At 72.0% G+C, this 21,559-nt stretch carries 18 protein-coding genes and 2 pseudogenes; 10 read left to right on the top strand and 10 right to left on the bottom strand.

The features are described from left to right. Window positions 1–45: 45 nt before the first annotated feature. Window positions 46–561 (bottom strand): hypothetical protein, encoded by a 516-nt coding sequence (locus ACQF4J_RS12265; protein ID WP_351582092.1) that lies wholly within the window; start codon window positions 559–561, stop codon window positions 46–48. Window positions 562–600: 39 nt separating this feature from the next. Here ACQF4J_RS12265 and ACQF4J_RS12260 point away from each other — a divergent pair, with 39 nt between their 5' ends. Continuing rightward, a complete protein-coding gene (locus tag ACQF4J_RS12260) occupies window positions 601–1,257 on the top strand; it encodes a ThuA domain-containing protein (protein ID WP_351806413.1) in 657 nt (218 codons plus the stop codon). Here ACQF4J_RS12260 and ACQF4J_RS12255 read toward each other — a convergent pair. The 3 genes from ACQF4J_RS12255 to ACQF4J_RS12245 form a co-directional block, all read right to left on the bottom strand. Continuing rightward, window positions 1,244–1,810: a GNAT family N-acetyltransferase gene (locus ACQF4J_RS12255; protein ID WP_351582088.1), complete on the bottom strand. Its 567-nt coding sequence runs from the start codon at window positions 1,808–1,810 to the stop codon at window positions 1,244–1,246. The genes ACQF4J_RS12260 and ACQF4J_RS12255 overlap by 14 nt on opposite strands. Before the next feature lie 75 nt (window positions 1,811–1,885). Then, window positions 1,886–2,938: a LacI family DNA-binding transcriptional regulator gene (locus ACQF4J_RS12250; RefSeq protein ID WP_351582086.1), complete on the bottom strand. Its 1,053-nt coding sequence runs from the start codon at window positions 2,936–2,938 to the stop codon at window positions 1,886–1,888. A gap of 123 nt (window positions 2,939–3,061) precedes the next feature. Then, window positions 3,062–3,874: a hypothetical protein gene (locus ACQF4J_RS12245; RefSeq protein WP_427165612.1), complete on the bottom strand. Its 813-nt coding sequence runs from the start codon at window positions 3,872–3,874 to the stop codon at window positions 3,062–3,064. Between the two features lie 36 nt (window positions 3,875–3,910). Between ACQF4J_RS12245 and ACQF4J_RS12240 the strand changes: the two are divergent. Both ACQF4J_RS12240 and ACQF4J_RS12235 read left to right on the top strand, forming a co-directional pair. Then, a pseudogene (locus ACQF4J_RS12240) lies at window positions 3,911–4,141 on the top strand (alginate lyase family protein); the annotation flags it as partial. A 93-nt stretch (window positions 4,142–4,234) separates the two neighbouring features. Continuing rightward, the gene (locus ACQF4J_RS12235; protein ID WP_351582083.1) at window positions 4,235–5,818 is read left to right on the top strand and encodes a carboxylesterase/lipase family protein; all 1,584 of its coding nucleotides are present in this window, start codon (window positions 4,235–4,237) and stop codon (window positions 5,816–5,818) included. Window positions 5,819–5,844: 26 nt separating this feature from the next. Here the strand turns inward: ACQF4J_RS12235 and ACQF4J_RS12230 are convergent. Continuing rightward, window positions 5,845–6,405: pseudogene (locus tag ACQF4J_RS12230) on the bottom strand (LacI family DNA-binding transcriptional regulator); the annotation flags it as partial. 22 nt (window positions 6,406–6,427) lie between these two features. Then, entirely contained in the window at window positions 6,428–7,345 is a 918-nt protein-coding gene (gene mmuM, locus ACQF4J_RS12225; protein WP_351806417.1) for a homocysteine S-methyltransferase, read from the bottom strand. 126 nt (window positions 7,346–7,471) lie between these two features. Between mmuM and ACQF4J_RS12220 the strand changes: the two genes are divergently transcribed. After that, window positions 7,472–8,860 carry an amino acid permease gene (locus ACQF4J_RS12220; protein WP_351582079.1) on the top strand — a complete coding sequence of 463 codons (1,389 nt, stop codon included), beginning with the start codon at window positions 7,472–7,474 and terminating at the stop codon, window positions 8,858–8,860. 3 nt (window positions 8,861–8,863) lie between these two features. Here the strand turns inward: ACQF4J_RS12220 and ACQF4J_RS12215 are convergent, their stop codons facing one another. Next, the gene (locus ACQF4J_RS12215) at window positions 8,864–10,972 is read right to left on the bottom strand and encodes an autotransporter (RefSeq protein ID WP_351806419.1); all 2,109 of its coding nucleotides are present in this window, start codon (window positions 10,970–10,972) and stop codon (window positions 8,864–8,866) included. Between the two features lie 186 nt (window positions 10,973–11,158). Between ACQF4J_RS12215 and ACQF4J_RS12210 the strand changes: the two genes are divergently transcribed. After that, the gene (locus ACQF4J_RS12210; protein WP_351582075.1) at window positions 11,159–12,256 is read left to right on the top strand and encodes a glycoside hydrolase family 43 protein; all 1,098 of its coding nucleotides are present in this window, start codon (window positions 11,159–11,161) and stop codon (window positions 12,254–12,256) included. Window position 12,257: 1 nt separating this feature from the next. Beyond that, complete coding sequence (locus tag ACQF4J_RS12205) at window positions 12,258–13,667, top strand: RICIN domain-containing protein (protein WP_427165611.1); 1,410 nt, start codon at window positions 12,258–12,260, stop codon at window positions 13,665–13,667. Window positions 13,668–13,679: 12 nt separating this feature from the next. Here the strand turns inward: ACQF4J_RS12205 and ACQF4J_RS12200 are convergent, their stop codons facing one another. After that, a complete protein-coding gene (locus tag ACQF4J_RS12200) occupies window positions 13,680–15,356 on the bottom strand; it encodes a rhamnogalacturonan lyase B N-terminal domain-containing protein (protein ID WP_427165610.1) in 1,677 nt (558 codons plus the stop codon). 204 nt (window positions 15,357–15,560) lie between these two features. On the opposite strand from ACQF4J_RS12200, the gene ACQF4J_RS12195 reads away from it, so the two are divergent. From ACQF4J_RS12195 to ACQF4J_RS12180, 4 genes are all read left to right on the top strand, one after another. Next, complete coding sequence (locus tag ACQF4J_RS12195) at window positions 15,561–16,607, top strand: rhamnogalacturonan acetylesterase (RefSeq protein WP_351582070.1); 1,047 nt, start codon at window positions 15,561–15,563, stop codon at window positions 16,605–16,607. Window positions 16,608–16,724: 117 nt separating this feature from the next. After that, window positions 16,725–18,416, top strand: coding sequence for a DUF2264 domain-containing protein (locus ACQF4J_RS12190; protein ID WP_427165609.1), 1,692 nt, complete (start codon window positions 16,725–16,727; stop codon window positions 18,414–18,416). Window positions 18,417–18,717: 301 nt separating this feature from the next. After that, the gene (locus tag ACQF4J_RS12185; RefSeq protein WP_351582066.1) at window positions 18,718–19,086 is read left to right on the top strand and encodes a VOC family protein; all 369 of its coding nucleotides are present in this window, start codon (window positions 18,718–18,720) and stop codon (window positions 19,084–19,086) included. 228 nt (window positions 19,087–19,314) lie between these two features. Further along, a complete protein-coding gene (locus tag ACQF4J_RS12180; protein WP_427165608.1) occupies window positions 19,315–20,097 on the top strand; it encodes an isocitrate lyase/PEP mutase family protein in 783 nt (260 codons plus the stop codon). Here ACQF4J_RS12180 and ACQF4J_RS12175 read toward each other — a convergent pair. Continuing rightward, window positions 20,094–20,921 (bottom strand): alpha/beta fold hydrolase, encoded by an 828-nt coding sequence (locus tag ACQF4J_RS12175; protein WP_427165607.1) that lies wholly within the window; start codon window positions 20,919–20,921, stop codon window positions 20,094–20,096. The two genes, ACQF4J_RS12180 and ACQF4J_RS12175, sit on opposite strands and share 4 nt — an antisense overlap. Beyond that, window positions 20,914–21,501, bottom strand: coding sequence for a TetR/AcrR family transcriptional regulator (locus ACQF4J_RS12170; RefSeq protein WP_351583921.1), 588 nt, complete (start codon window positions 21,499–21,501; stop codon window positions 20,914–20,916). Before ACQF4J_RS12170 ends, ACQF4J_RS12175 begins: the two co-directional genes overlap by 8 nt. Window positions 21,502–21,559: the final 58 nt, after the last annotated feature.

Here is a 21,559-nt window from a genome sequence, read left to right as displayed (position 1 = left end):
GGCTAGGGGGCGAAGGGCCCGCCGTGGAACACCTGTGCGGCGGCCTCAGCAGGAGAGCCGGGCGTCGATCTCGGCGGCCGTCATGGGCCCCTCCCGCGTCCAGTACCGCCCGGCGGGTACCCGGGCGGCCCTGACCTTCCGGACCTCGAACACGTCTCCGGTGCCGTCGTCGCCTCCGGCGTAGACGACGGAGACGTCCAGCCACTTCGGCAAGGTCCCGGGCTGCGCCGTCGGACGTGCCGTACGGAAGTCGTCCGACGCCCAGAGCGTCACCGCGCCGCTCTTGGCCTCGGCCGTCCTCGGACCCCGCGCGCGCCACAGCAGCTTCTCGGAGTCACTGTCGTACACCTCGACCGTCTGTACTCTCTCACCGGCGCAGACGGGGGCCTTGAAGGAGACGCGTGAGCCGTCGACGCGCAGGCCCACCGGGATGGTCGTCGCCGGATCGGACATCCGGTACACCATGTACTCGAAGGCGCCCACGGCGCCGAGTACGGCCACGAGGACGGCCGACCCCATCAGCACGAAGGGCCACACAGGTCTCTTCCGGTACTCGTTCAACCGCGGGAACACCCCCGGTCCCCGGCTAGGCTCGCGCGCATGGCCCCCCGACTCCTCGTCTACACGCGCACCACCGACTACCGCCACGACTCCATCCCCGCCGCCGTCGCCGCCGTACGCGCGCTCGATGATCTCGAGGTGGACCATAGCGAAGAACCCGCCGTCTTCGAGAGCCCCCTGCACGGCTACGCCGCCGTCGTCTTCCTCTCCACCAGCGGCGAGGTGCTCACCCCGGCCGGACGGGAACGGCTGGCCGCCTACGTGGAGGGCGGTGGAGGGTTCGCCGGGGTCCACGCGGCGGCCTGCACGGAGTACGACTGGCCCTACTACGGCGAGTTGCTGGGCGCCCGGTTCGACCGGCACCCCGTCCACCAGCCCGGACGGGCCGTCGTCGAGGACCGCGCGCATCCGGCCACCCGCCACCTGCCCCCCGTCTGGGACTTCACCGACGAGTGGTACGACTTCCGCACCAACCCCCGTGACGCGGTGCGGGTGTTGGTGAGCGCCGACGAGTCGTCGTACGAAGGCGGCGGCATGGGCGCCGACCACCCCCTGGCCTGGTGCCGGGAGCAGGGCGCGGGCCGGGTTTTCTTCACGGCACTCGGACACGCCGCCGACGCCTACGAGTTGCCAGCGTTCCGGGAGCATCTGCGCGGCGGCATCGGCTGGGCGGGGCGGACGCTCACCGAGCCGTAGCGCCTTCGGCCCGCCGCGCGGGGCGGTCCAGGCGCCAGACCACGTCGATCCCGACGAGCGAAGGCGTCTCCGGCGCGGCCCGCTCGTGGCCGATCTCGGTGAATCCCAGGCGGCGCGGCACCGCGCCACTGGCCGTGTTGGCCAGGTCGTGGGTGATCTCCACGTAGTCCACGCCCGGCAGGGCGAACATCTCCGCCACCAGGGCCGCCGTCGCTCTCGTGGCGATGCCCCGGCCGGTGGCGGCCGGGTGCAGCCAGTACCCCATCCGCCATCTGACGGGCGCGTCCACGCGGTAGGTCTGGCACATGCCGACGAGCGTGCCGCCCTCCGCGATGGCGTAGTTGTACGCCTCGTCGGCAGCCCACTTCGACTCGGCCTTCGCGAGGAAGTCCCGGGTGCTCTCCTCACCGTGCCGGGCGACCCAGCCCATCCACGGGCGCAGATGGTCCACGGACTCCTCGATCAGCCTGAACGCCGGGGCGAAGTCGTCCTGCGGCCGCCAGCGTCGCAGCACCAGGCCGCCGCATTCGATGAACTGACTCGGTCGCTCCATGACAGCCATGATCGGTTCGCGGCACGAGCCACCGCAACGGGGTGCGGAAACGGGTCCCGCGAGCCGCGTCGGCGACTACGGTTCCCTCACCCGCGCGCGTGCCGTGCTCGCCCGCTGCACCAGCCGCGTCGACAACTCCGTGCGCGTGCCCTCCGGGCGGTCGCCCTCCATCATCCGCACCAGCAGATGCAGGGCCGTCGCCGCCATCTCCGCGAGGGGCTGGCGGACCGTGGTCAGCGCGGGACTGGCCCAGCGGGACTCGGGCAGATCGTCGAAGCCCACGACGCTCACGTCGTCGGGCACCCTCAACCCCCGTTCGGCCAGCGCCTCGTAGACGCCGAGGGCCATGCGGTCCGAACAGACGAAGACGGCCGTCGGGGGCTCGCGCAGGTCCAGGAGGTCCAGCATGCGACGGCGGGCGACCGACTCGTCGAAGCCGGCGTGGCGGACGTACTCGGGACGGTGCCTAATGCCCGCCGACGCGAGGGCCGAGCGATAGCCGGCGACCCGCGCGCTGCTGCACATCTTGCGCTGATGGCCCGCGATCACCGCGATGCGCTCGTGACCGAGCGCCAGCAGATGCTCGGTCGCCGTCACACCGCCCTGCCAGTTCGCCGCGCCCACCGACACGACACCCGGCGGCGGCTCCAGCACCGGGTCGATCAGCACGTACGGAATGCGGTGCTGGTCCAGCCAGGCGTACTGCGACGGAGTCAGCTCGGACAGGTTGAACAGCACCCCGGAGGAGCCGCGCGCGATCAGCTTGTCCAGCCAGCCGCGCTCCGGCCGCGCACCCCGTGTCCGGGTCAGGCCCGCCGAGACCACGACCTCCAGTCCCGCGTCGTGCGCCGCCCCCTCGACCCCCTGCAGGATCGCGCCCGACCAGGAACTGTCGAGCGAGTGCACGACCAGGTCGACCAGGCCGGGCACCTTCGCCGCGTCGAACCGGGGCCTGCGGACGTAACCGAGCCGGTCGAGCGCCTCCGTCACACGCCGGCGCGTCTCCGGAGCCACGTCCTCCCGGCCGTTGACGACCTTGGACGCGGTCGGCACGGAGACCCCCGCCTCGCGGGCCACCACGGCCAGCGTCGGACCGGCGGCCACGCCGGCACTCCCCGTACGGACCATAGGGAACCACCTCTCCGGCCCGCCCGAGGGCCATGAAAAGTTTCGACAGGAGCGCGACAGTAAGCGCTTCCTACCCTAGGTTCGCGGGCTGGGGCGGGGAAGAGGTCGGGCTTCGCCAGGTCTTCACACGCCCAGGCTTTCGAAACTTCGAACGTGGTGGCGGGGCGGGCAGGCGGGCGGCCTGTGGCCGGTGGCCGACGGGCCCGCGGCCGTCACCAGCAGGAGAGGCGGAAAGCGGTGAAGTCGGCCGTGAAAGTCGCGTCCACCAGGTCCACGGCATGGATACCGGCCATCGCCCCGGTGAAGCGGAGCCGCGACCCGTGGTCGTCGGAGAGCCTTGAAGTCCAGCGGTTCCCCGACGGGCGTACGCACCCCGTCCCGCGCGTGCCAGAACCGTGCCGTCGGCCCGTCGACCGTCGCCCCCAGCGTCACCGGCGCATCGTCGTCGACGGCCACGACGGCCACGACGGCCACGACGGCCACGACGGCCACCGTCCGGGTGCTCGCCCCGTCGCGCTCCACGAGCCGCAGCACCCTGCGGCCGCCGCCGTGCCACTGCTGCCCACGCTGCTCCTCGCCCTCCGGCTCCGCCCAGGTCACGTCCAGACTCGGATACCCCTGGGCGTCGTACCACAGGACGAGACCCGCGGCCTGCGTGAAGGTGTCGGGCCGCGCCTCGACGGTGACCTCGGCCTCCGCCCGGCGCTCGGTGAGGCGCTGTGCCAGCAGGCTGTGCGCCCAACGGGACTCCGGGCCGTGCCGGCCGCGCACCCGGATCCAGCCCGGGTGGACGGCGTCGTCGGCCCAGGAGGGATCGGCGTATGCGCGCGGAGTGCTCCACGGCCGTCCCAACCCGCCCTGCTGCCGCGTCGGCAGGGGAGCGGGCTCGGTCGGTACGGTGACCTCGACCGCGGGATGGTGACCCCCGTGCGCCAACCGGGGCCGGCCCTCCGCGTCCCAGGTCACCCGCTGGACTGCGCCACCTCGTCCCAGACGGTCATCGCCTACGGCTCGCGGGGCCAGATCCGCCCGGTGTGGGCCATGCTCCACTTCCACTACAACCGGCGGCTGTACCTGGACGACAAGTACATGTCGCAGATGTACTACGACCTCGTCGTCCCCGAGGGCGGAAGGGGTGACTACGGCTCCACCAGCGGCGGCTACGACCAGCTCGGCTTCGGCACCCTGATGTACGCCAAGTAGCCCACATATCGCGCTCTGCACCGGAATACCGCGGCGATCTGTGGTGCTCTGGTGTTACCGGTGCGGTAGCGCGGTGAGGAGGCTGGTGGGCACATGACGGCAGCAATCCAGACGGACCCCGTGGTCGGCACCCCGTACGGGGCGGTACGCGGACGGTTCGAGCAGGGGATCGCGGTGTTCCGGGGCATCCCGTACGCCGCCCCTCCCTTCGGTCCCCGCCGGTTCCGGCCGCCCGTCCCGCCCGAGCCCTGGGACGGCGTGCGCGACGCGGGTTCCTTCGGCCCGACACCGCCGAAACCGCCGTACTCCGAAGCCTTCGACAAGTACCTCTCCGACCCCGTCGTGCCCGGCGACGACTGCCTCAACCTGAACGTGTGGACCCCGGAGCCGGGCCCGGGAGCCGGGCTGCCGGTCCTGGTGTGGCTGCACGGCGGCGCGCTGACCAGGGGTTCTTCCGCCGTTCCCGTGTACGACGGGCGGACCTTCGCCCGCGACGGCGTCGTCTTCGTCTCGGTGAACTACCGGCTGGGAGTCGAGGGCTACGGACTGTTCCCGGACACCCCCGCCAACCCCGGCCTGCGCGACCAGCTCGCCGCCCTGCGCTGGGTGCACGACTCGATAGCGGCCTTCGGCGGCGACCCCGACCGCGTCACCCTCGCCGGACAGTCCGCAGGGGCGATCAGCGTCGGCGCCCTGCTGGCCGCCCCGCAGGCGCAGGGGCTCATACGACGGGCGGTCCTGCAGAGCGGGCCGCCCGAGGCGTTCGAACGGGACAAGGTACGGCGCATGGTGCGCCGTATGGCCACACGACTGAAGATCCCCGCGACCGCCGCCGCCTTCGCCGAGGTCGACCGTGACCTGCTGCTGCGCACCCAGGCGGAGGTGGGCAGACTGAGCAGCCCGGTGCTCGGCGGCCCCTCCTTCGGCATCGTCGTCGACGGCGACCTCGTCCCGCGCGACCCCCTGGATGCCCTCGTCGACGGCGACGCGGCCGTCGGCGTCGAGCTGATGACGGGCTGGACCAGCGAGGAGTACCGCCTCTGGCTCGTCCCCGGCGGCCTTTTCGAGCGCGTCGACCGGCTCGGAGCCGTCGCTCTCGCCGGCGCCATGGCCCGCTGCCACTGCGGCACCGAGGTGCCCCGCGGGTACCGCGCCCTGCACCCGCGGGCCGGTACCGCCGAGACGGTCGGCCAGATGGTCACCGACCACCTGCTGCGCCGCCCCCTGCACCGCCTGGCCGACTCCCGCCCCGGCGGCTCCTGGGTCTACGAGTTCGCCTGGCCCTCGGGCCTGCCCGGCCTCGGCTCCTGCCACGCCCTGGAGCTCGGCTTCGTCTTCGACAGCGGCGACGTACCGGAGTCGCGCAGACTCGCCGGCGACGGAGCGCCGCAGGAACTGGCCGACGCGATGCACGGCGCGTGGGTGCGGTTCGCGGCCGACGGCGACCCCGGCTGGGAGGCCTGGGACGCGCGGCATCCGGTGCGGATCTTCGACGCCGGCGAGCCCCGCACGGTGTACGGCCCGCGCGACGCCGAGCTGGCGCTGTGGGCGGCGGCCGAAACGGCGCCCGGTGAGCCGTCCGGCGCAGAAGTGCCGGACCCGGCGCCGGCACGGGCGGCGGATCTGCGCGCGACGGTACGACGGCTGCGGCGCTCCACGGGAGTGCGCCGCACCTGAGACCGGTCCGCCCGACTCGCGTCCCCCTATGAGGTCACCGGCGCCACCGAATCCCGAACCACCACATGCGTGCCCAGCAGCAGGTGCTCGTCCGCCTTCTCGGGCGTCCGGCCGAGCGCGGTAGGGACGGCGAGGCGGCCCAGCTCCTCGTAGGGGACGTGGACCGTGGTCAGGGCCGGGTACAGGTCCCGCGCGAAGGGAATGTCGTCGTAACCGGCCAGCGAAACATCGCCCGGCACGCTCAGGCCCGCCTCGCGGAGCGCGGTCAGCGCGCCGGCCGCGACCATGTCGGTGGCGGCGACCACCGCCGTGAACTCCAGCCCCGCCGCGAGGGCCTCGCGGATCAGCCGGTGGCCCGAGTCACGGGTGAAGTCGCCGTGCAGGACGAGCGCCGGATCGACGTCGATGCCGCGGGCGCGGTGGGCGGCCAGACAGCCGCGCTCCCGGCCCTGTGCCGTGGTGTGGTCGGGTCTGCCGCCCAGGAACAGCACACGCCGATGGCCCTGGGACAGGACGTGCGCGACCAGGGCGTGGGCGCCGCCCTCGTTGTCGTACTCGATCACCGTCACCGGGGCACCGGGGCCCAGCGCACCGTGGGCAGGTGTTCCGTCAGGGCGTCATCGCCGCCGCGATCCCGGCGATCGCCTCGGGCCCCACCCGGCAGCACCCGCCGATCAGCCGTGCCCCGGACGCACGCCACCCCGCGACCTCCTCGGGCGTGAAACTGGAGCGCCCGTCCCACGCGCGGGCCCCGGCGTCCCAGGCCTCCCCGCTGTTGGGGTAGACGACCACCGGCTTGCCGGTGACGCGCGCGGCGGTCCGGACCGCGCCCTCGACGTCCTGCGGGGCACAGCAGTTCACGCCCACCGCGATCACCTCGTCCACATCGGCGGCCAGGGCGAACGCCTCCTCCAACGGCTGCCCGGCGCGGGTGCGATCGCCCTCCACGGTGTACGACAGCCAGGCCGGCACCCCCAGCCCGCGCACCACCCCCAGCAGCGCCCGGGCCTCGTCGGCGTCCGGGACCGTCTCCAGGGCGAGCACGTCGGGACGGGCCGCGGCCAGCACCTCCAGGCGCGGCCGGTGGAAGTCGGCGAGCTCGTCCACGCTCAGCCCGTACCGCCCCCGGTACTCGGAGCCGTCCGCGAGCATCGCCCCGTACGGGCCCACCGAGGCCGCCACCCACAGCGGTCGGGTGACCCCCTTCGCCGCCGCCTGCCGCGCCGCCTCACGCGCCGACTGCACACTCAGCGCGAGGAGTTCGGCCGCCTTCTCGTGGCCGATCCCGCGCTTCGCGAAGCCCTCGAACGTGGCCTGGTAGCTGGCGGTGATCGCCACGTCCGCGCCGGCCTCGAAGTAGGCGAGGTGGGCCTCGGTGATCGCCTCGGGCCGCTCGGCGAGCAGCCGCGCCGACCAGAGCTCGTCGCTCAGGTCGTGCCCGGCGGACTCGAGCTGGTTGGACATACCGCCGTCGAGGACGACGGTTCCGGCGGCGAGGGCGGCGGCGAGGGAGGTGTCGCTGGTCATGCCACGAGGCTAGGCGAAGGGCCGCCGACCGACCGGATGTGTCCAGTACATGAACACTCCGCCCAGCATGTGGGATGCCGGGTTACGATCACGCCCCTTCCCCGCCCGCCTGCACCTGGAACCACCATGACCGCCACCAGCCCCACCGAGGCCACCGACCCGTCCGGGTCCCCCGCGGCCCCCGCCCCGCGCCGCCGTCCCTTCGGCCTGGCCGCCGCCACCGCGCTCGTGATGGGAAACATCATCGGCGGCGGCATCTTCGCGCTGCCGGCCGCCGTCGCCCCCTACGGCACGGTCAGCCTGCTCGCCTTCGCCGTACTGTCGGTCGCCGCCGTGCTGCTCGCCCTGCTCTTCGGCAGGCTGGCCAGACGCAGCCCCGTCACCGGGGGTCTGTACGTGTACCCCCGCGACGCCTTCGGTCCGTTCGCGGGATTCCTGTCGGCGTGGTCGTACTGGACGATGTGCTGGGTCAGCATCGCCGCCCTCGCCGTCGCGGTCGTCGGCTACGTCGACGTCCTGATCCCCCTGCACGGCAACCACGCCCTCGAAGGGGCCGTCGCCCTGGCCGCGTTGTGGCTGCCCGCCGCCGCCAACTTCGCCGGCACCCGCTGGGTCGGCGCGGTCCAGGTCGTCTCGACGGTCCTGAAGTTCGTCCCGCTGCTGCTGGTGGCCACGATCGGGCTGTTCTTCGTCGACGCCGACAACTTCGGACCGTTCAACGCCTCCGGCGACAACACACCGGGCGCGCTCGCCGCCGCGGCCGCGCTGCTGCTGTACAGCTTCCTCGGCGTCGAGTCGGCCGCGGTCAGCGCGGGTGAGGTGGACGACCCCGGACGCAACGTCGGCCGCGCGAGCGTCCTGGGCACCCTCGCCTCCGCGCTGGTGTACATCCTGGGCACGGTCGCCGTCTTCGGCCTGGTCCCGCACGACAGGCTGGTCGACTCCGGCGCGCCCTTCGCCGACGCGGTGAACGCGATGACCGGCGGCTCCTGGGGCGGTACCGCCATGGCGCTCGTCGCCGTCGCCTCGATCACCGGCTGCCTCAACGGCTGGATCCTGCTGGCCGCGCAGATGCCGTACGCCGCCGCCCGCGACGGACTGTTCCCGAAGCCGTTTGCCACGGTGGGCAGGGGCGGCGTGCCCGGCTTCGGCGTCTGGGCGGTGGCGGTCCTCGGCTCGCTGCTGATCGCCCTCAACTACACGGCGGGCCCGGACACCACCTTCCGCGTCCTCGTCCTGATCACCACCTTCACCGGCTGCGTGCCGTACCTCCTGTCGGCGGCGGCCCAGCTGTACTGGCTCGCCCGGGGCACCCGGGAGCGGGTCCGCCCGGCGGGCCTGGTCCGCGACCTGGTCGTCGCCGCACTCTCCTTCGCGTTCTCCTTCTGGCTGATCGCGGGCGCCGGCTACGCCGCCGTCTACCAGGGCGTGCTGTTCCTGTTCGCGGGCATCCCGGTGTACGTGTGGCTGCGGGGCCGGCGGCGGGAGGAGACCCCGGAGGCGGTGCCGGCGTGAGGGTCAGCCCCGCGCCGCATGCCGGCCGCCGCTGTGCCGGCCGTCCCGTCCCCGCTTGCGGACGGCCGGCACCACGAGCCCGAAGAGCATCCCCAGCGCGAGCATGTACGGCCACCCGCCCAGGCCGCTGGTCGCGGTCTCGGCGGTGCGCGGACCGGCCGCCGCCGTCCCGGACGGCCCGGAGTGACGGGCCGCCGGTGCGGCGGTCCGCGTGGTCGCGGTCAGGGTCACGTCGTTGCCGTCGCCGCCCCGGTAGCTGATCCGGTAGGTGGTGCCGGTGAGCTTCAGCCGGGCGCCTTCCCCCAGGCCGGCGAACGCGCCCTCGCTCCTCGCCCGGCCGCGGTGGTCGAGGACGGTGATCTCGCGCGCGGATCCGTCCGCCGCGGCCGAGAGGTCGAGGCCGCCCGCCAGTCGCACGGCACCGGACACCCTCAGCGGCTGTTTTCCCAGGACGAGTTCACCCTTCGGGCGCTGCGTGAAGTCACCGGCGATCGTCAGCCCGCCCGTGACCACCCCGTCATTGGTCACCGCGCCCCGCACCGTGCCCTCGCCGCTCAGCGCGGTCGCCACCCGCAGCCCCGCCCGCCCCGCGTCCAGCCGTGCCGACACCGAGGTGAGCCGAATCGCCTTGCTGTGCAGCAGAGTCGCACCGCCGCGCAGCGCCAGCGTGCCCTTGGCGACGGTCGTGGCGCCGGTGTACGTCACCTCGCCGCCGGTCAGCGTGGTCGTCGCCGCGCCCGACTGCACCAGGGAGCCCGAGCCGCCGATCCGCGACAGTGACACGGGAGTTGACGCGTTCCGCACGACGAGGGTGCCGTCGTCCACCACCCGGCGACGCGCCGTGCCGGTCATCAGGGAGCCGTCACCGCCGCGTCCCGAGCCGAGCCCGAGCCGCAGCACCGCGCCCTTCTCCACGGTCGTGGAACCGTCGTAGTACTGCTCGGCGGCGAAGGTCACGTCGTTTCCGGGGGTCCCCGCGATGACGACGTCCCCGGCGCCGGGCGCGGCGAGCGTGTCGTGGTATCGGCCGCCGCCGATCGGCGCGCCCAGGGTGACCGGGCCGTCGTAGTCGAAGGTCAGCTTCGAGCGGCGGCCGCTCGCCTCGTGCAGGTTGATGTAGACGGTGTCCTTCGTGCCGGGCATGAAGATCCGGTCGGTCGTGCCGTCGCCCCACCGCACGTCCGCGCCCTCGATGTTGGTGCCCCGCTTGTTCAACTGGTGGGCGACGGGACGCCAGTTGAGGCCCGGGTTGCTCAGGGACGGAGCGGTGTCACCGCCCCGGTCGCTGTAGCTGTACTGGCCGGTGAGCACGACCTTGCTGCCGGGACGGGTGTGCACGTTGACGTCGCTGCCGTACGCGCGCTCGTAGAAGTTCTGCCGCAGAGTGATCGTCCGGTACAGCGGAGTGTCGATGATCCAGGAGCCCTGGTTGAGGATCGCCCGGGCGCGGGGGAGCGCCACCGGGAACTCGGGGCGCCCGACGGCCATGCCGGTGCCGTTGTCGATGACGCCGGAGAAGGGCTGGGTGCCCGCCAGGTCGAGGGTGCCCCACATGCCGCGGGGCCGGGTCACCAGGCCGGAGCCGCTGATCGTGCCGATGTTGAAGGTGCGGGTGAGCGACAGGCGCAGGGTGCCGTCGACCCGGATGTTGAGCTGGTTCAGCCGGAAACCGGGGGTGTCGTACGGGAAGTGGCCGATCAGGCCGGTGCCGCCGCCGGTGCCGTACTGCAGGGTCGTCCCGCGCTCGACCGTGATCGCGGGCGGGTCGGGGGCGGCGACCGTGGTGTACGGGTGGTTGCCGCCCTGCGTCCGCACGGTCTGCCGCTGCCGGGAGCGCGGCAGGGTGAAGTCGCTGTCCCTGGTGAGGACCAGGGTTCCGCCGCCGCGCACAGTGAGGGTGCCCTCGCCGCGGAGGACGCCGTCGTACGTCGTCGTCCCGGACGGCACGGTGACCACCGTGTCGCCGGTGAGCGTCACGTCCCGGTCGGCGAGGACGTCGGCGGTCGCGTCACGGACGTCGGCCGCCGCGGCCGGGCCGCCGGTGGCGAGCAGGGCGGCCACCGCCGCGAGGGCGCCCGCGGCGGCTGCTGTCTTGTGGATATGGCTGCGCACACTGGTGGAGACGTCCCGGGGGCGCCTTCGATAACAGAAAAACGGCGCCACGGCAGAAACTTGGAAAGCGCTTCCTGCAAGTCGCGTCAGACCCGTTGACCTCCAGGTTCCACACCCTTACCTTTTCGGCGTTCGTAATGACAGATGTCGTTTGACATCTCGAACACCCCCCGAGAGGCAAGCCGTATGAGCCGCGATGACGACCTGCCCGCAAGCACCTCGCCCCCCACACGTCGCTTGATGCTGAAGGGAGCCGCGCTGGCCGCGGGCGCCATGGCGGCGACTCCCGGAACGGCCGGCGCCGCACCGAGACCGAAGGCCGCCCCGTTCGTGAACCCGCTGGTGAGGCAACGCGCCGACCCCTACATCCACCGCCACGCCGACGGCTTCTACTACTTCACCGCCACCGTCCCCGAGTACGACCGCATCGTCCTGCGCCGCTCCCGCACCCTGAACGGCCTCGCTACCGCCGCGGAGTCGGTCGTCTGGCACAAGCACGCCACCGGGGTCATGGGCGCGCACATCTGGGCGCCGGAGATCCACCGCATCGGCGGCAAGTGGTACGTCTACTTCGCCTCCGCCCCCGCGGAGAGCGTCTGGGACATTCGCATCTGGGTCCTGGAGAACGCGAACCCCGACCCGTTCAAGGGAACCTGGGTGGAGAAGGGGCAGGTGAAGACCGCCTGGGAGACCTTCTCCCTGGACGCCACCACCTTCAGCCACCGCGGCACCCGCTACCTCGTCTGGGCCCAGCACGAGCCCGGCATGGACAACAACACGGCCCTGTGGCTGGCGAGGATGGCCAACCCGTGGACCCTGACCGGACCTCAGGTCCGGCTCTCCACACCGGAGTTCGACTGGGAGTGCGTCGGCTACAAGGTCAACGAGGGCCCCGCCGTCCTCGTCCGCAACGGCCGCCTCTTCCTCTCCTACTCGGCGTCCGCCACCGACCACCACTACTGCATGGGCCTGCTCACGGCCGACGCCGACGCCGACCTGATGGACCCCGCCAACTGGTCCAAGTCCCCGGTCCCCGTCTTCACCAGCAACGACACCACCCAGCAGTACGGCCCCGGCCACAACTGCTTCACGGTCGCCGAGGACGGCCGCAGCGACGTCCTCGTCTACCACGCCCGCCAGTACAAGGAGATCACCGGCGATCCCCTGAACGACCCCAACCGCCACACCCGGCTCCAGCGGCTCGGCTGGAACCCGGACGGCACCCCCGACTTCGGCATCCCCGTGGCCGACACGGCCGCCGACCGAAGCAAGGAGAGTGTGTGAGATGAGACGTGTCCACGCGGTGCTGCTCGCCCTCTGCCTGGGTCTGTTCGGCGCCCTCGCGACCGCGGGCCCGGCCCAGGCGGCCACCCAGACAATCACCAACGGCACACAGTTCACCGACACTTCGGGCAACCCCGTGCACGCCCACGGCGGCGGGGTCATCAAGGTCGGCTCGTACTACTACTGGTTCGGGGAGGACCGCAACGCCGACAACACCTTCCGGTACGTGGACGCCTACCGCTCCACCGACCTGAAGAACTGGGAGTTCAGGAACCACGTCCTGACCCAGTCGTCCGCCTCCGAACTGGCCACCGCCTACATCGAGCGCCCGAAAGTCATCTACAACGCTTCCACCGGCAAGTTCGTGATGTGGATGCACAAGGAGAACGGCGTCGACTACAGCCAGGCCCGTGCGGCCGTCGCCGTCTCCGACACCGTCGACGGCACCTACACCTACCAGGGCAGCTTCCAGCCGCTCGGACAGTACATGTCCCGGGACATCACCACCTTCGTCGACACCGACGGCACGGCGTACATGGTCTCGGCGGCCAACGAGAACTACGACCTGCACATCTACCGGCTCACCGCCGACTACACGGCGATCGACAGCCTGGTCGCCAACCCCTGGCCGGGCGGCCACCGAGAGGCTCCCGCGCTGTTCAAGCGGGGCGGCGTCTACTTCATGCTCACGTCGGGAGCCACGGGCTGGAGCGCCAACCAGCAGCAGTACGCCACCGCGACCTCCCTCTCGGGCCCGTGGACGTCATGGACGAACGTCGGCGACTCCACCGCCTACAACTCCCAGACCGCGTACGTGCTCCCGGTCACCGGCACCTCGGGCACCTCGTACCTCTACATGGGCGACCGCTGGGGCAACTCCTTCGGGGGCACGGTCAACGACTCGCGCTACGTCTGGCTCCCGCTGATCTTCCCGAGCTCGACCTCCATGTCCATGTCCTGGTACCCGGAGGTGACCGTCGACACCGCCGCGGGCACGGTCGTCGGGACCGGCGCCACGTACAACACACTCGTCGCCCGCAACAGCGGCAAGTGCGCGGACGTGCCGAACCAGTCCCTGTGGCAGGGCGTCGCCATCAGCCAGTACACCTGCAACAGCGGCACCAACCAGAAGTGGTGGTTCAAGGATCTCGGAACCGGATACTACGAGCTGATGGGCCGGGGGAGCTCCCTCTGCCTGCAGGAGAACGCCTCCAGCGTCACCCAGGAGAACTGCGCCGGCACCACCGCCCAGCAGTGGTCGGTGGTCACCTCCGGCTCCTACGTGAACATCAAGGCCCGCGCCACCGGCGAGTGCCTGGACGTGTCCGGCGCGTCCACCGCCAACTCCGCCGCGATCATCACCTACACCTGCAGCGGGGCTACCAACCAGCAGTGGACGCGTGGGACCTGAGATTCCGTCGGGTCAGGCCAGCAGGTCGATCGCGTCGATCGACGTGCCGGCGCTGAGGAAGGACGTCGTCCCCGAACCGCTCACCACGTTGATCTTCAGCACGTTGTACTGACTGGTGTCCGTGAGCCAGGCACTCGCCGGAACGCTGTAGGTGAACGTGTGGTTGTTGCCCCGGTAGGAGCCCACGGTCAGCGACCGGGTGCTCGGCTGGGAGGGCGGTGAGGGGATCGACGACGTCCAGTCGTTGACCGAGATCTGCGGCCGTCCGTTGGCGTAGGCCGTCGTCACGCCGATCCGCAGGGTGTGCGCGGCGGCGGCCTGGGCGGCCGTCAGTTTGAAGTAGACGAGGAGGCCGCTGTTGACGTCCTTCCAGAGGTAGCAGGGGAAGGCGGACGTCTCGGTGCCGCTGCCGACGACGACGTTCCCCGTCCAGGACGCGGCCCGCACGTCGGACGGATGCGCGTACGTCATCAGGTCCGCGTTCTTGAAGCCGCTCGGCGTGCCGTTCCAGTCGCCGATGCGCCAGATCGCGCTCGCGTTGCCCGGGTCGTTGGAGGACGGGATCGCGATGGTGTTCAGCGTGGTCGTGCCCCCGGCCGTGACCGTCACCGAACCGGTGTAGACGGCGAGTTCACCCTTGAAGACGGTCAGCGTGTACGTCCCCGGCAGGACGCCCGCGATGGAGAAGTATCCGTCCGACGACCTGGCCGGACCCCAGTACTGGGCGGCCGAGTTGGCGATCCCCACGGTGTACGGGAACGCCGTGTTGCGGCCGGTGATGCCGACCCCGGCGACCTTGCCGCGCCCGCTCGCGGCCACGTACCCGGAGATGCCGAGCGCATCCGCCCAGGAGGTGGTGAGGTTGGCGTGGTAGAGCGAGGACGAGGGCGCGCCGCCGTCGGTGAAGGCGATGACGTACGGGCCCTGGAGGCCGAAGCGCTGCGACTCCGTCTGGTTCTCGCCGTAGTAGAGGATCTCGTACAGGCCGCCGCCGTCGGCGCTCTGGTGGCGCAGCAGCGAGCGGTAGAAGGGGCCGCCGGAGGCCTTCTCGTGGTTGGAGCGGACGACGTACAGGCCGACGCTTCCCGTGGTCCAGCCGATGCAGTCGTAGTCGATGACCCTGAGCTTCGAGTAGTGCTTGGAGCGGGTCTGCCCGTCGGACTTGGCGAAGACGTCCGAGGCCTCGATGGTGCTGTTCGTGTACGTGTAGGAGTCGGGCTCGTCGTTGAGGAACATGCCCGCCTTGACGCGCACGATGTAACGGGTCGCGGAAACCGAGTCGTCGGCCTTGTTGGTCCACAGATACACGTTGTTCTCGCCGCTGCGGGCCGCGTAGTAGTGCTTGAGCGTGCCGTACGCCACGGAGATCAGGATCGTCGAGCCGGACTGCTTGACGGTCACGGTGGAGGTGCCCAGGCCGGATTCGACGTGGGAGTTCTTGCCGCCGTAGCCCTGGTACTCCGTGCCCTTGTAGACCAGCGAGGTCAGGTCGCCGTTGGTCTTGCTGACCTTGAAGACGAGGCTCGCGCCGGTGTCGACGACGTAGTTGGAGCCGTCGTCGCTGTAGCCGAAGCCCGCGGCGGACGCGGACGGGGCGAGGGGTCCGGCGAGGGCGGCGGTGCCGGCGGCGGCAGCGGAGCCGAGGACGAAGGTGCGGCGGCCGACCGGTCTGTTCGCGGTGTCGGACATGGGGGTGCCTCCTTCGGAGGGCGTGTGGGGGTTGCGGGTGAGTGTGAGGGTGACAGTTGAATCGATTTCGCGAAAGGGCTTTCGCGCGTTGGAGGTTGGCAATCTTGTGAATATGGTCGAAAGGCTAGAAAGCGCTTGCCAATGGGGGTACGGTCCAGCCGCCAGCCCTGTCGCCCAGTGGCCTCCCGCCGGAGGAATTCGCGAATGAGACGTTTCAGCCTCGCCGTGTCCACCGCGCTGATCCTGAGCGCCTGTCTGACCGCCGTACCCGCCCGGGCGCACGACGGCTCCGCGGCCCTCGGCATCGACGACTGCACCGCCACCGCCTGCCACTTCGACGTCCCGCCCGGGACCTACGACGTACGGGTCCTGCTCGGCGGCGACGCCGCCTCCAGCACCGCCATCAGCGGCGAGACCCGGCGCTCCCTGCTCCCCGAGACGTCCGTCGCGGCCGGTGGGCGCGTGGCCCGCAGCTTCACGGTCGACGTCCGCACACCGGAGGGCGAGCCGACCGGCCCCGACGGAACTCCCGGCCTCGACCTGGCACTTGGCGGCTCGGCCCCCGCCCTCGCGGACATCCGCGTCACCCCGGCCGCCCGGCACACCCGCCAGATCCTGCTGGTCGGCGACTCCACGGTCTGCGACCAGCCCGCCGACCCCTACTCCGGCTGGGGCCAGCAGCTCCCGCAGTTCCTGCGCAAGGGCGTCTCCGTCGCCAACTACGCCGACTCCGGCGAGAGTACGGTCACCTATCTGGGGAACCCGCGGTTGTGGAGCACCGTCCAGCCGCTGATCCGCCCCGGCGACCTGGTGCTCATCCAGCTCGCGCACAACGACAAGACCACGGACGAGGTCACCTATCGTGCGAATCTCGAAACGCTGGTGACCGGGGTGAGGGACAAGGGCGGACGGCCTGTCCTGGTGACGCCGATCGTGCGACGGTGGTTCAATGCCGACGGCACCTTGAACAACGACACGGCACTGCTCGTCAATGGTCTCGGTGTGGACCATCCCGCTGTCATCCGGTCTGTGGCGGCCGCGGAGCACGTACCGCTCATCGACCTGACGGCGAAGACGAAGGCACTGGTGGAATCCCTCGGGGTCGAAGGCTCCAAGGCGATCTACCTCTACAACGAGAAGAAGGACAACACCCACACCTCCGTGCACGGCGCCACCGTGTACGCGGGCCTTGTCCGCGACGAACTTCTCGCCCAGCATCTGGTGCCCAGAGGCACGGTGCGGGTGGGATGAGCCCCTGGGGCGTCTCGACCGGAACCGGGGCGCCCCAGGTCCCCCTTCTCGAACCCCGCCGCGCGCGCCGTGCGAGTGCGGTGTGCCGTGAGTGCCGCGAGCCGTGAAAGAGAGCCGATGCACCTGCCCCCCGCCGACCACGCCCGCAGCCCGTACACCGGTTACACCCGAGCCCACTGGGAGGCGGCCGCCGACGCCCTGCTCGCCGCGGTCGAGCCGTACGCAACCGAGGGCGGCGCCCTCTACCACCTCCCCGGCGACCGCCAGAGCTGGTCCGGCCGGCTCTCCGACGGCCTCGAGGGCTACGCCCGTACGCTGCTGCTCGCGGCCTTCCGCCGGGACGAGACCGCGCTGCAGCGCTACGCCGAGGGCCTCGCGGCCGGCACCGCCGGCGTGTGGCCCCGAATCGAGGACCGTGGCCAGCCCCTCGTCGAGGCCGCGTCCGTCGCTCTCGCCCTGCGCCTGACCCGGCCGCTGCTCTGGGACCGCCTGGACGACGCGGTACGGCAGCGGGCGGCCGCCTGGCTGGCGGACGCGCTGACCGCCGAGGCGTGGCCCTGCAACTGGGAGCTGTTCCCCGTCACGGTCGGCGGATTCCTCGACGAAATCGGTTACGAGACGCAGGCCTCCCGCAAGGCGATCGACCACGGCCTCGCCCGTATCGAGGACTGGTATCTCGGCGACGGCTGGTACACCGACGGAGACGGCCGCAAGTTCGACTACTACAACGGCTGGGCGATGCACCTGTACCCGGTGCTGCACGCCTGGCTCGCGGACGACACCAGGCTGCTGGAACTGTACGGCGGCCGGCTCTCGCGCCATCTGGAGGACTACGCCCGCCTGTTCGGCGGTGACGGCGCTCCGATGCATCAGGGCCGCTCCCTCACCTACCGCTTCGCGACGGCGGCCCCGCTGTGGCTGGGCGCCCTGTGCGGCCGTACGCCGCTGTCGCCCGGCGAGACACGGCGACTGGCGTCCGGAGCGCTGAAGTACTTCCTGGAGCGGGGCGCGGCGGACGAGCGGGGCCTGCTCACCCTCGGCTGGCACGGCCCCGACCCGGCGGTCCTGCAGGGCTATTCGGGCCCGGCCTCGCCCTACTGGGCGAGCAAGGGCTTCCTCGGCCTGCTCCTGCCCCCGGACCACCCGGTGTGGACGGCCCCCGAGGAGCCGGGACCGGCCGAGCGCGCCGACGCGGTCACCCCGGTGGGGCCGCCCAACTGGCTTCTGCAGTCGACGAGTTCGGACGGTGTGGTGCGCCTGCACAACCACGGCAGCGAAGATGTCCGCTACGACCCCTACTACACGCGGCTGGCCTACTCGACCGCGACGGCGCCCTCCTCCACGTACGACAACAGCGTTTTCGTGGGGGACGACCCGAGCCGGACGGGCATCGAGCCGCTGGGCGTCGGCGAGGGCTGGGCGGCCTCCCGGCACACGGCCGGCGCGGGCGCGCGGGTGACCAGTGCGGTGCTGGCGCGCGGGGCCGTGGAGGTACGGGCGCATCTGGTCTCGGGCGCCGAGCCTGGCACGGCGGTGCGGCTGACCGGGTGGTCGACGGCGGAGCCGGGTCCGCGGGCCGAACTGCTGCCCGCGGTCGGCCTGTCGGAGGCGCTGACCGGCGTCACCGGTGACGGCGACACCCTCTTCGTCGCGCTGGCCCGGCTCACCGGCGAGGCGGATCCCGTGCCGTTGGCCGAGGCGGTCGCCGTACAAGCCGACGGCGAAGGGGAGTTGAGGGTGCGCTGGAGCGACGGGCCCGAAGTGCGGGTGGTGTTCGGCGCGGCGGGGGTCGAGATCGTCGCGGGGTGATCCGGCCGGGCAGGACGCGGCCTCGCCGACCCCGACCGACCGCGGGTGGCACGTGGTCACGGAGTGAGACGCGATCCGAAGGGTGGCGTACCAGGCGCCGATCAGCGCGGCGGTCGCGGCCGGTCCGGCGATGACGGGCTTACGGGCGCCGCGGGCCCGGCGGTGGGTCGTCGTGCGTCTTGCGGATGTCATGCCTCCTGGTCGTCGCGGATCGGCCGGAGGTTGCCGGAGGTCGTCGGAGAGATCGACGTGCCCGAATCTCCGTTGCCCGGGCCGGCGCGGACGTCCGAGAATCCCTCCCATGACCTCCACCATTCGCCACACCACCGTCGACTGTGCCGACGCCTACGCCCTCGCCGGCTTCTGGTCCCAGGTACTCGGCCACCCCTTGCAGCCGGAGGACAAGCCCGGCGATCCCGAGGCCCTGATCGAGCGGGCCGGCCTGCTGTTCGTCACCGTCCCGGAGGGCAAGGCCGTAAAGAACCGCGTCCACTTCGACCTGCAGCCGCAGGACCGCACCCGCGACGAGGAGGTCGACCGCCTGCTCGCGATCGGCGCCACCCTCGTGGACGACCACCGCAAGCCGGACGGCACGGGCTGGGCCGTGCTCACCGACCCGGAGGGCAACGAGTTCTGCGTGGAGCGCAGCGCGGCGGAACGCGCCGGCTGAGCGCCGTGCCGCCGGCTGAGTGCCGTGCGGGCTGGGGAAGCTGAGTGCCGTGCGGGCTGGGGAAGCTGAGTGCCGTGCGGGCTGGGGAAGCTGAGTGCCGTGCCGTCGGGGTGAGCCGCCGGGTGCCCATACTTCGGCCCGCACCGAAGCGATCGGCGCCTACCGTTCCGGTATGACCGACAGACCGCGGGTGACCGAGCCCCGCGCCGATGCGGTGGTCGAGTTCCCGTGACCGCCTTCGCCGACCTCCACCATGCCGACGAGCCCCTGTTCCTGCCCAACGCCTGGGACCACGCGTCGGCGACGGCCCTCGCCGCGCGCGGATTCCGTGCCGTCGGCACGACCAGCCTCGGCGTCGCCGCGGCCTGCGGTCTGCCCGACGGCGCCTCCGCGACCCGTGACGAGACACTCCGGCTGGCCCGTGTCCTGGGCGCCGGGCCCTTTCTGCTGTCGGTCGACGCCGAGGACGGATTCAGCGACGATCCCGACGAGGTGGGGGAGTTCGCGCGCGAGCTGGCCGCCGCGGGTGCCGTCGGCATCAACCTGGAGGACGCTCTCGGGCCGGTCCGGCGGCACGCCGCCAAGATCGCCGCCGTCAAGGCCGCGGCACCCGGCCTCTTCGTGAACGCCCGCACGGACACGTACTGGCTGGGCGACGGCGACGAGCCCGAGACGCTCCGACGACTCGACGCCTACCAACAGGCGGGCGCCGACGGCGTGTTCGTCCCCGGCCTCGCCGACCCGGGGGTCATCACCGCCCTGGTGGGGCGTGTCCGGGTCCCCCTCAACATCCTCTACTCGCCCACCGGCCCCAGCGTCCCCCACCTCGCCGACCTCGGAGTGCGTCGCGTCAGCCTCGGCTCCCTGCTGTACCGGCGTGCGCTGGGGGCCGCTCTGGATGCGGTGGCGGACATCCGGACCGGCCGCCGACCGCTGGGCACGGCACCGTCGTACGCCGAGGTCGACGGCTTGAGACGGCGGCCGGGGACACCCGCGAGAACCGGTCGCTAGACGGTCCGCGGCTGATCGTGCGCATCCCGGGGCTCGGCGTGCGAGGCCAGAGTCTCCACGAGCCGTTCGGCGAACGCGACGGGGTGCTCGCCGGCCCCGACATGCCCTCCGGGGAACTCGACGAATCCGGCACCGGTGCGCCCGGCGATGAACTCGGCGGTCCGGTGCAGGAGTTGTCCCCGGGAGTCCGACCCGGTGGCGAGCGTGAGCCGGTCCGAGAGGGTGGCCAGGGCGGCCAGGTCGGGAGCGAACGAGGAGAAGTCCCGGACGACGTGGGCGAGGAAGATGGCCATCGGGTTGGCCAACTCCTCCTCCCTGGACAGCGGTCGGCCCGAGACGGCCCCACCCGGCTCCCGCCCCGTCAGCCCGGCGCCGAGCCGCGCGGCGGCCACCTGCGGTCCGGCGGCGCGGTAGGTGTCGTACACCTCCCGGAACATGGCCCGCTGTCGCGCCCCGTCGGGCAGCACCCCCACGCACGGCGGCTCGTGCGCGACGACGTGCCGCAGCCGCTCCGGATGGCGGGTGAGCAGGTCGAGCGCGGCGATCCCGCCGGAGCTGAGGCCGAGGACGTACGCCGACTCCCCGTCGTCCAGCACCTCTTCGAGCACCCGTGCGGCGCCGTCGCTCCACTGCTCCACCCGCTGGTCGGCGACCGGCTCGCCGAGCCGGCCGTGCGCCAGCCCGAGGGGGTCGTACGTCACCACGGTGAACCGCCCGGCGAGTACGTCCGTCATCGGGCCGAGCCCCATCGGGTGTCCGGCACCTCCGGGGACGACCAGCAGGACGGGCCCGTCGCCTCGTGTGTCGTAGTGCGGTTCAGTCATCGTCGTGCGTTCCTTCCCGGGGCCAGTGTTCGAGGGCGATGTGCAGGGCGTCGACCGCCTTGTCCCAGGACCTGCGCACATCGCGCGGGGCACCGAAGCCGCCGCCCGCCTCCAGCGCGCAGTAGCCGTGGAAGGTGCTGCGCAACAGGCGTACGGCGTCGGTGAGATCGGGTTCCTCCAGGCCGTAGGCGCGGAGCATGCCGTAGGTGATCTCGGCGGTGCGGCGCAGCTCGGGGGAGTCGGCGACGAGGGACTGGTCGATACGGATCTGGGTGGCCGCGTACCGTCCGGGGTGCTCCAGCGCGAACTCCCGGTAGGCGCCCGCGAACGCGGCCAGCGCGTCCTTCCCGGCCCGGCCGGCCACGGCCGTCGCGATGCGGTCGATCAGCTCGCCGCCGGCCAGGAACGCCATCCGCGTACGCAGGTCCTTGAGGCTTCTGACATGCGAGTACAGGCTCGCGTCCTTGACGCCGAAGTGCCGGGCCAGAGCGGAGAGCGTGACGTTCTCGTACCCCACCTCGTCGGCGAGATCGGCGGCGGCCGCCGTGATGCGCTCGGGACTGAGACCGGCCCTGACCATGGCACCCACCCTTTCCTAGAGATCCTAGGAAAAAGCCTATCCACCCAAGGTTGCCGCG

The sequence above is a fragment of the Streptomyces sp. C1-1 genome, from assembly GCF_050214755.1.
Lineage (GTDB): Bacteria > Actinomycetota > Actinomycetes > Streptomycetales > Streptomycetaceae > Streptomyces.
Note: the sequence above shows the minus strand (reverse complement) of the source record. Positions and strands in the feature narration are given on the sequence as shown.

Excerpts from the sequence above, each read along its gene's own strand:
- ACQF4J_RS12260 (WP_351806413.1), top strand. The coding sequence starts at position 601 with ATGGCCCCCCGACTCCTCGTCTACACGCGCACCACCGACTACCGCCAC.
- ACQF4J_RS12220 (WP_351582079.1), top strand. The coding sequence starts at position 7,472 with ATGACCGCCACCAGCCCCACCGAGGCCACCGACCCGTCCGGGTCCCCC.
- ACQF4J_RS12200 (WP_427165610.1), bottom strand. The coding sequence starts at position 15,356 with ATGTCCGACACCGCGAACAGACCGGTCGGCCGCCGCACCTTCGTCCTC.
- ACQF4J_RS12210 (WP_351582075.1), top strand. The coding sequence starts at position 11,159 with ATGAGCCGCGATGACGACCTGCCCGCAAGCACCTCGCCCCCCACACGT.
- ACQF4J_RS12255 (WP_351582088.1), bottom strand. The coding sequence starts at position 1,810 with ATGGAGCGACCGAGTCAGTTCATCGAATGCGGCGGCCTGGTGCTGCGA.
- ACQF4J_RS12235 (WP_351582083.1), top strand. The coding sequence starts at position 4,235 with ATGACGGCAGCAATCCAGACGGACCCCGTGGTCGGCACCCCGTACGGG.
- ACQF4J_RS12175 (WP_427165607.1), bottom strand. The coding sequence starts at position 20,921 with ATGACTGAACCGCACTACGACACACGAGGCGACGGGCCCGTCCTGCTG.
- mmuM (WP_351806417.1), bottom strand. The coding sequence starts at position 7,345 with ATGACCAGCGACACCTCCCTCGCCGCCGCCCTCGCCGCCGGAACCGTC.
- ACQF4J_RS12205 (WP_427165611.1), top strand. The coding sequence starts at position 12,258 with ATGAGACGTGTCCACGCGGTGCTGCTCGCCCTCTGCCTGGGTCTGTTC.
- ACQF4J_RS12195 (WP_351582070.1), top strand. The coding sequence starts at position 15,561 with ATGAGACGTTTCAGCCTCGCCGTGTCCACCGCGCTGATCCTGAGCGCC.
- ACQF4J_RS12185 (WP_351582066.1), top strand. The coding sequence starts at position 18,718 with ATGACCTCCACCATTCGCCACACCACCGTCGACTGTGCCGACGCCTAC.
- ACQF4J_RS12190 (WP_427165609.1), top strand. The coding sequence starts at position 16,725 with ATGCACCTGCCCCCCGCCGACCACGCCCGCAGCCCGTACACCGGTTAC.
- ACQF4J_RS12250 (WP_351582086.1), bottom strand. The coding sequence starts at position 2,938 with ATGGTCCGTACGGGGAGTGCCGGCGTGGCCGCCGGTCCGACGCTGGCC.
- ACQF4J_RS12170 (WP_351583921.1), bottom strand. The coding sequence starts at position 21,501 with ATGGTCAGGGCCGGTCTCAGTCCCGAGCGCATCACGGCGGCCGCCGCC.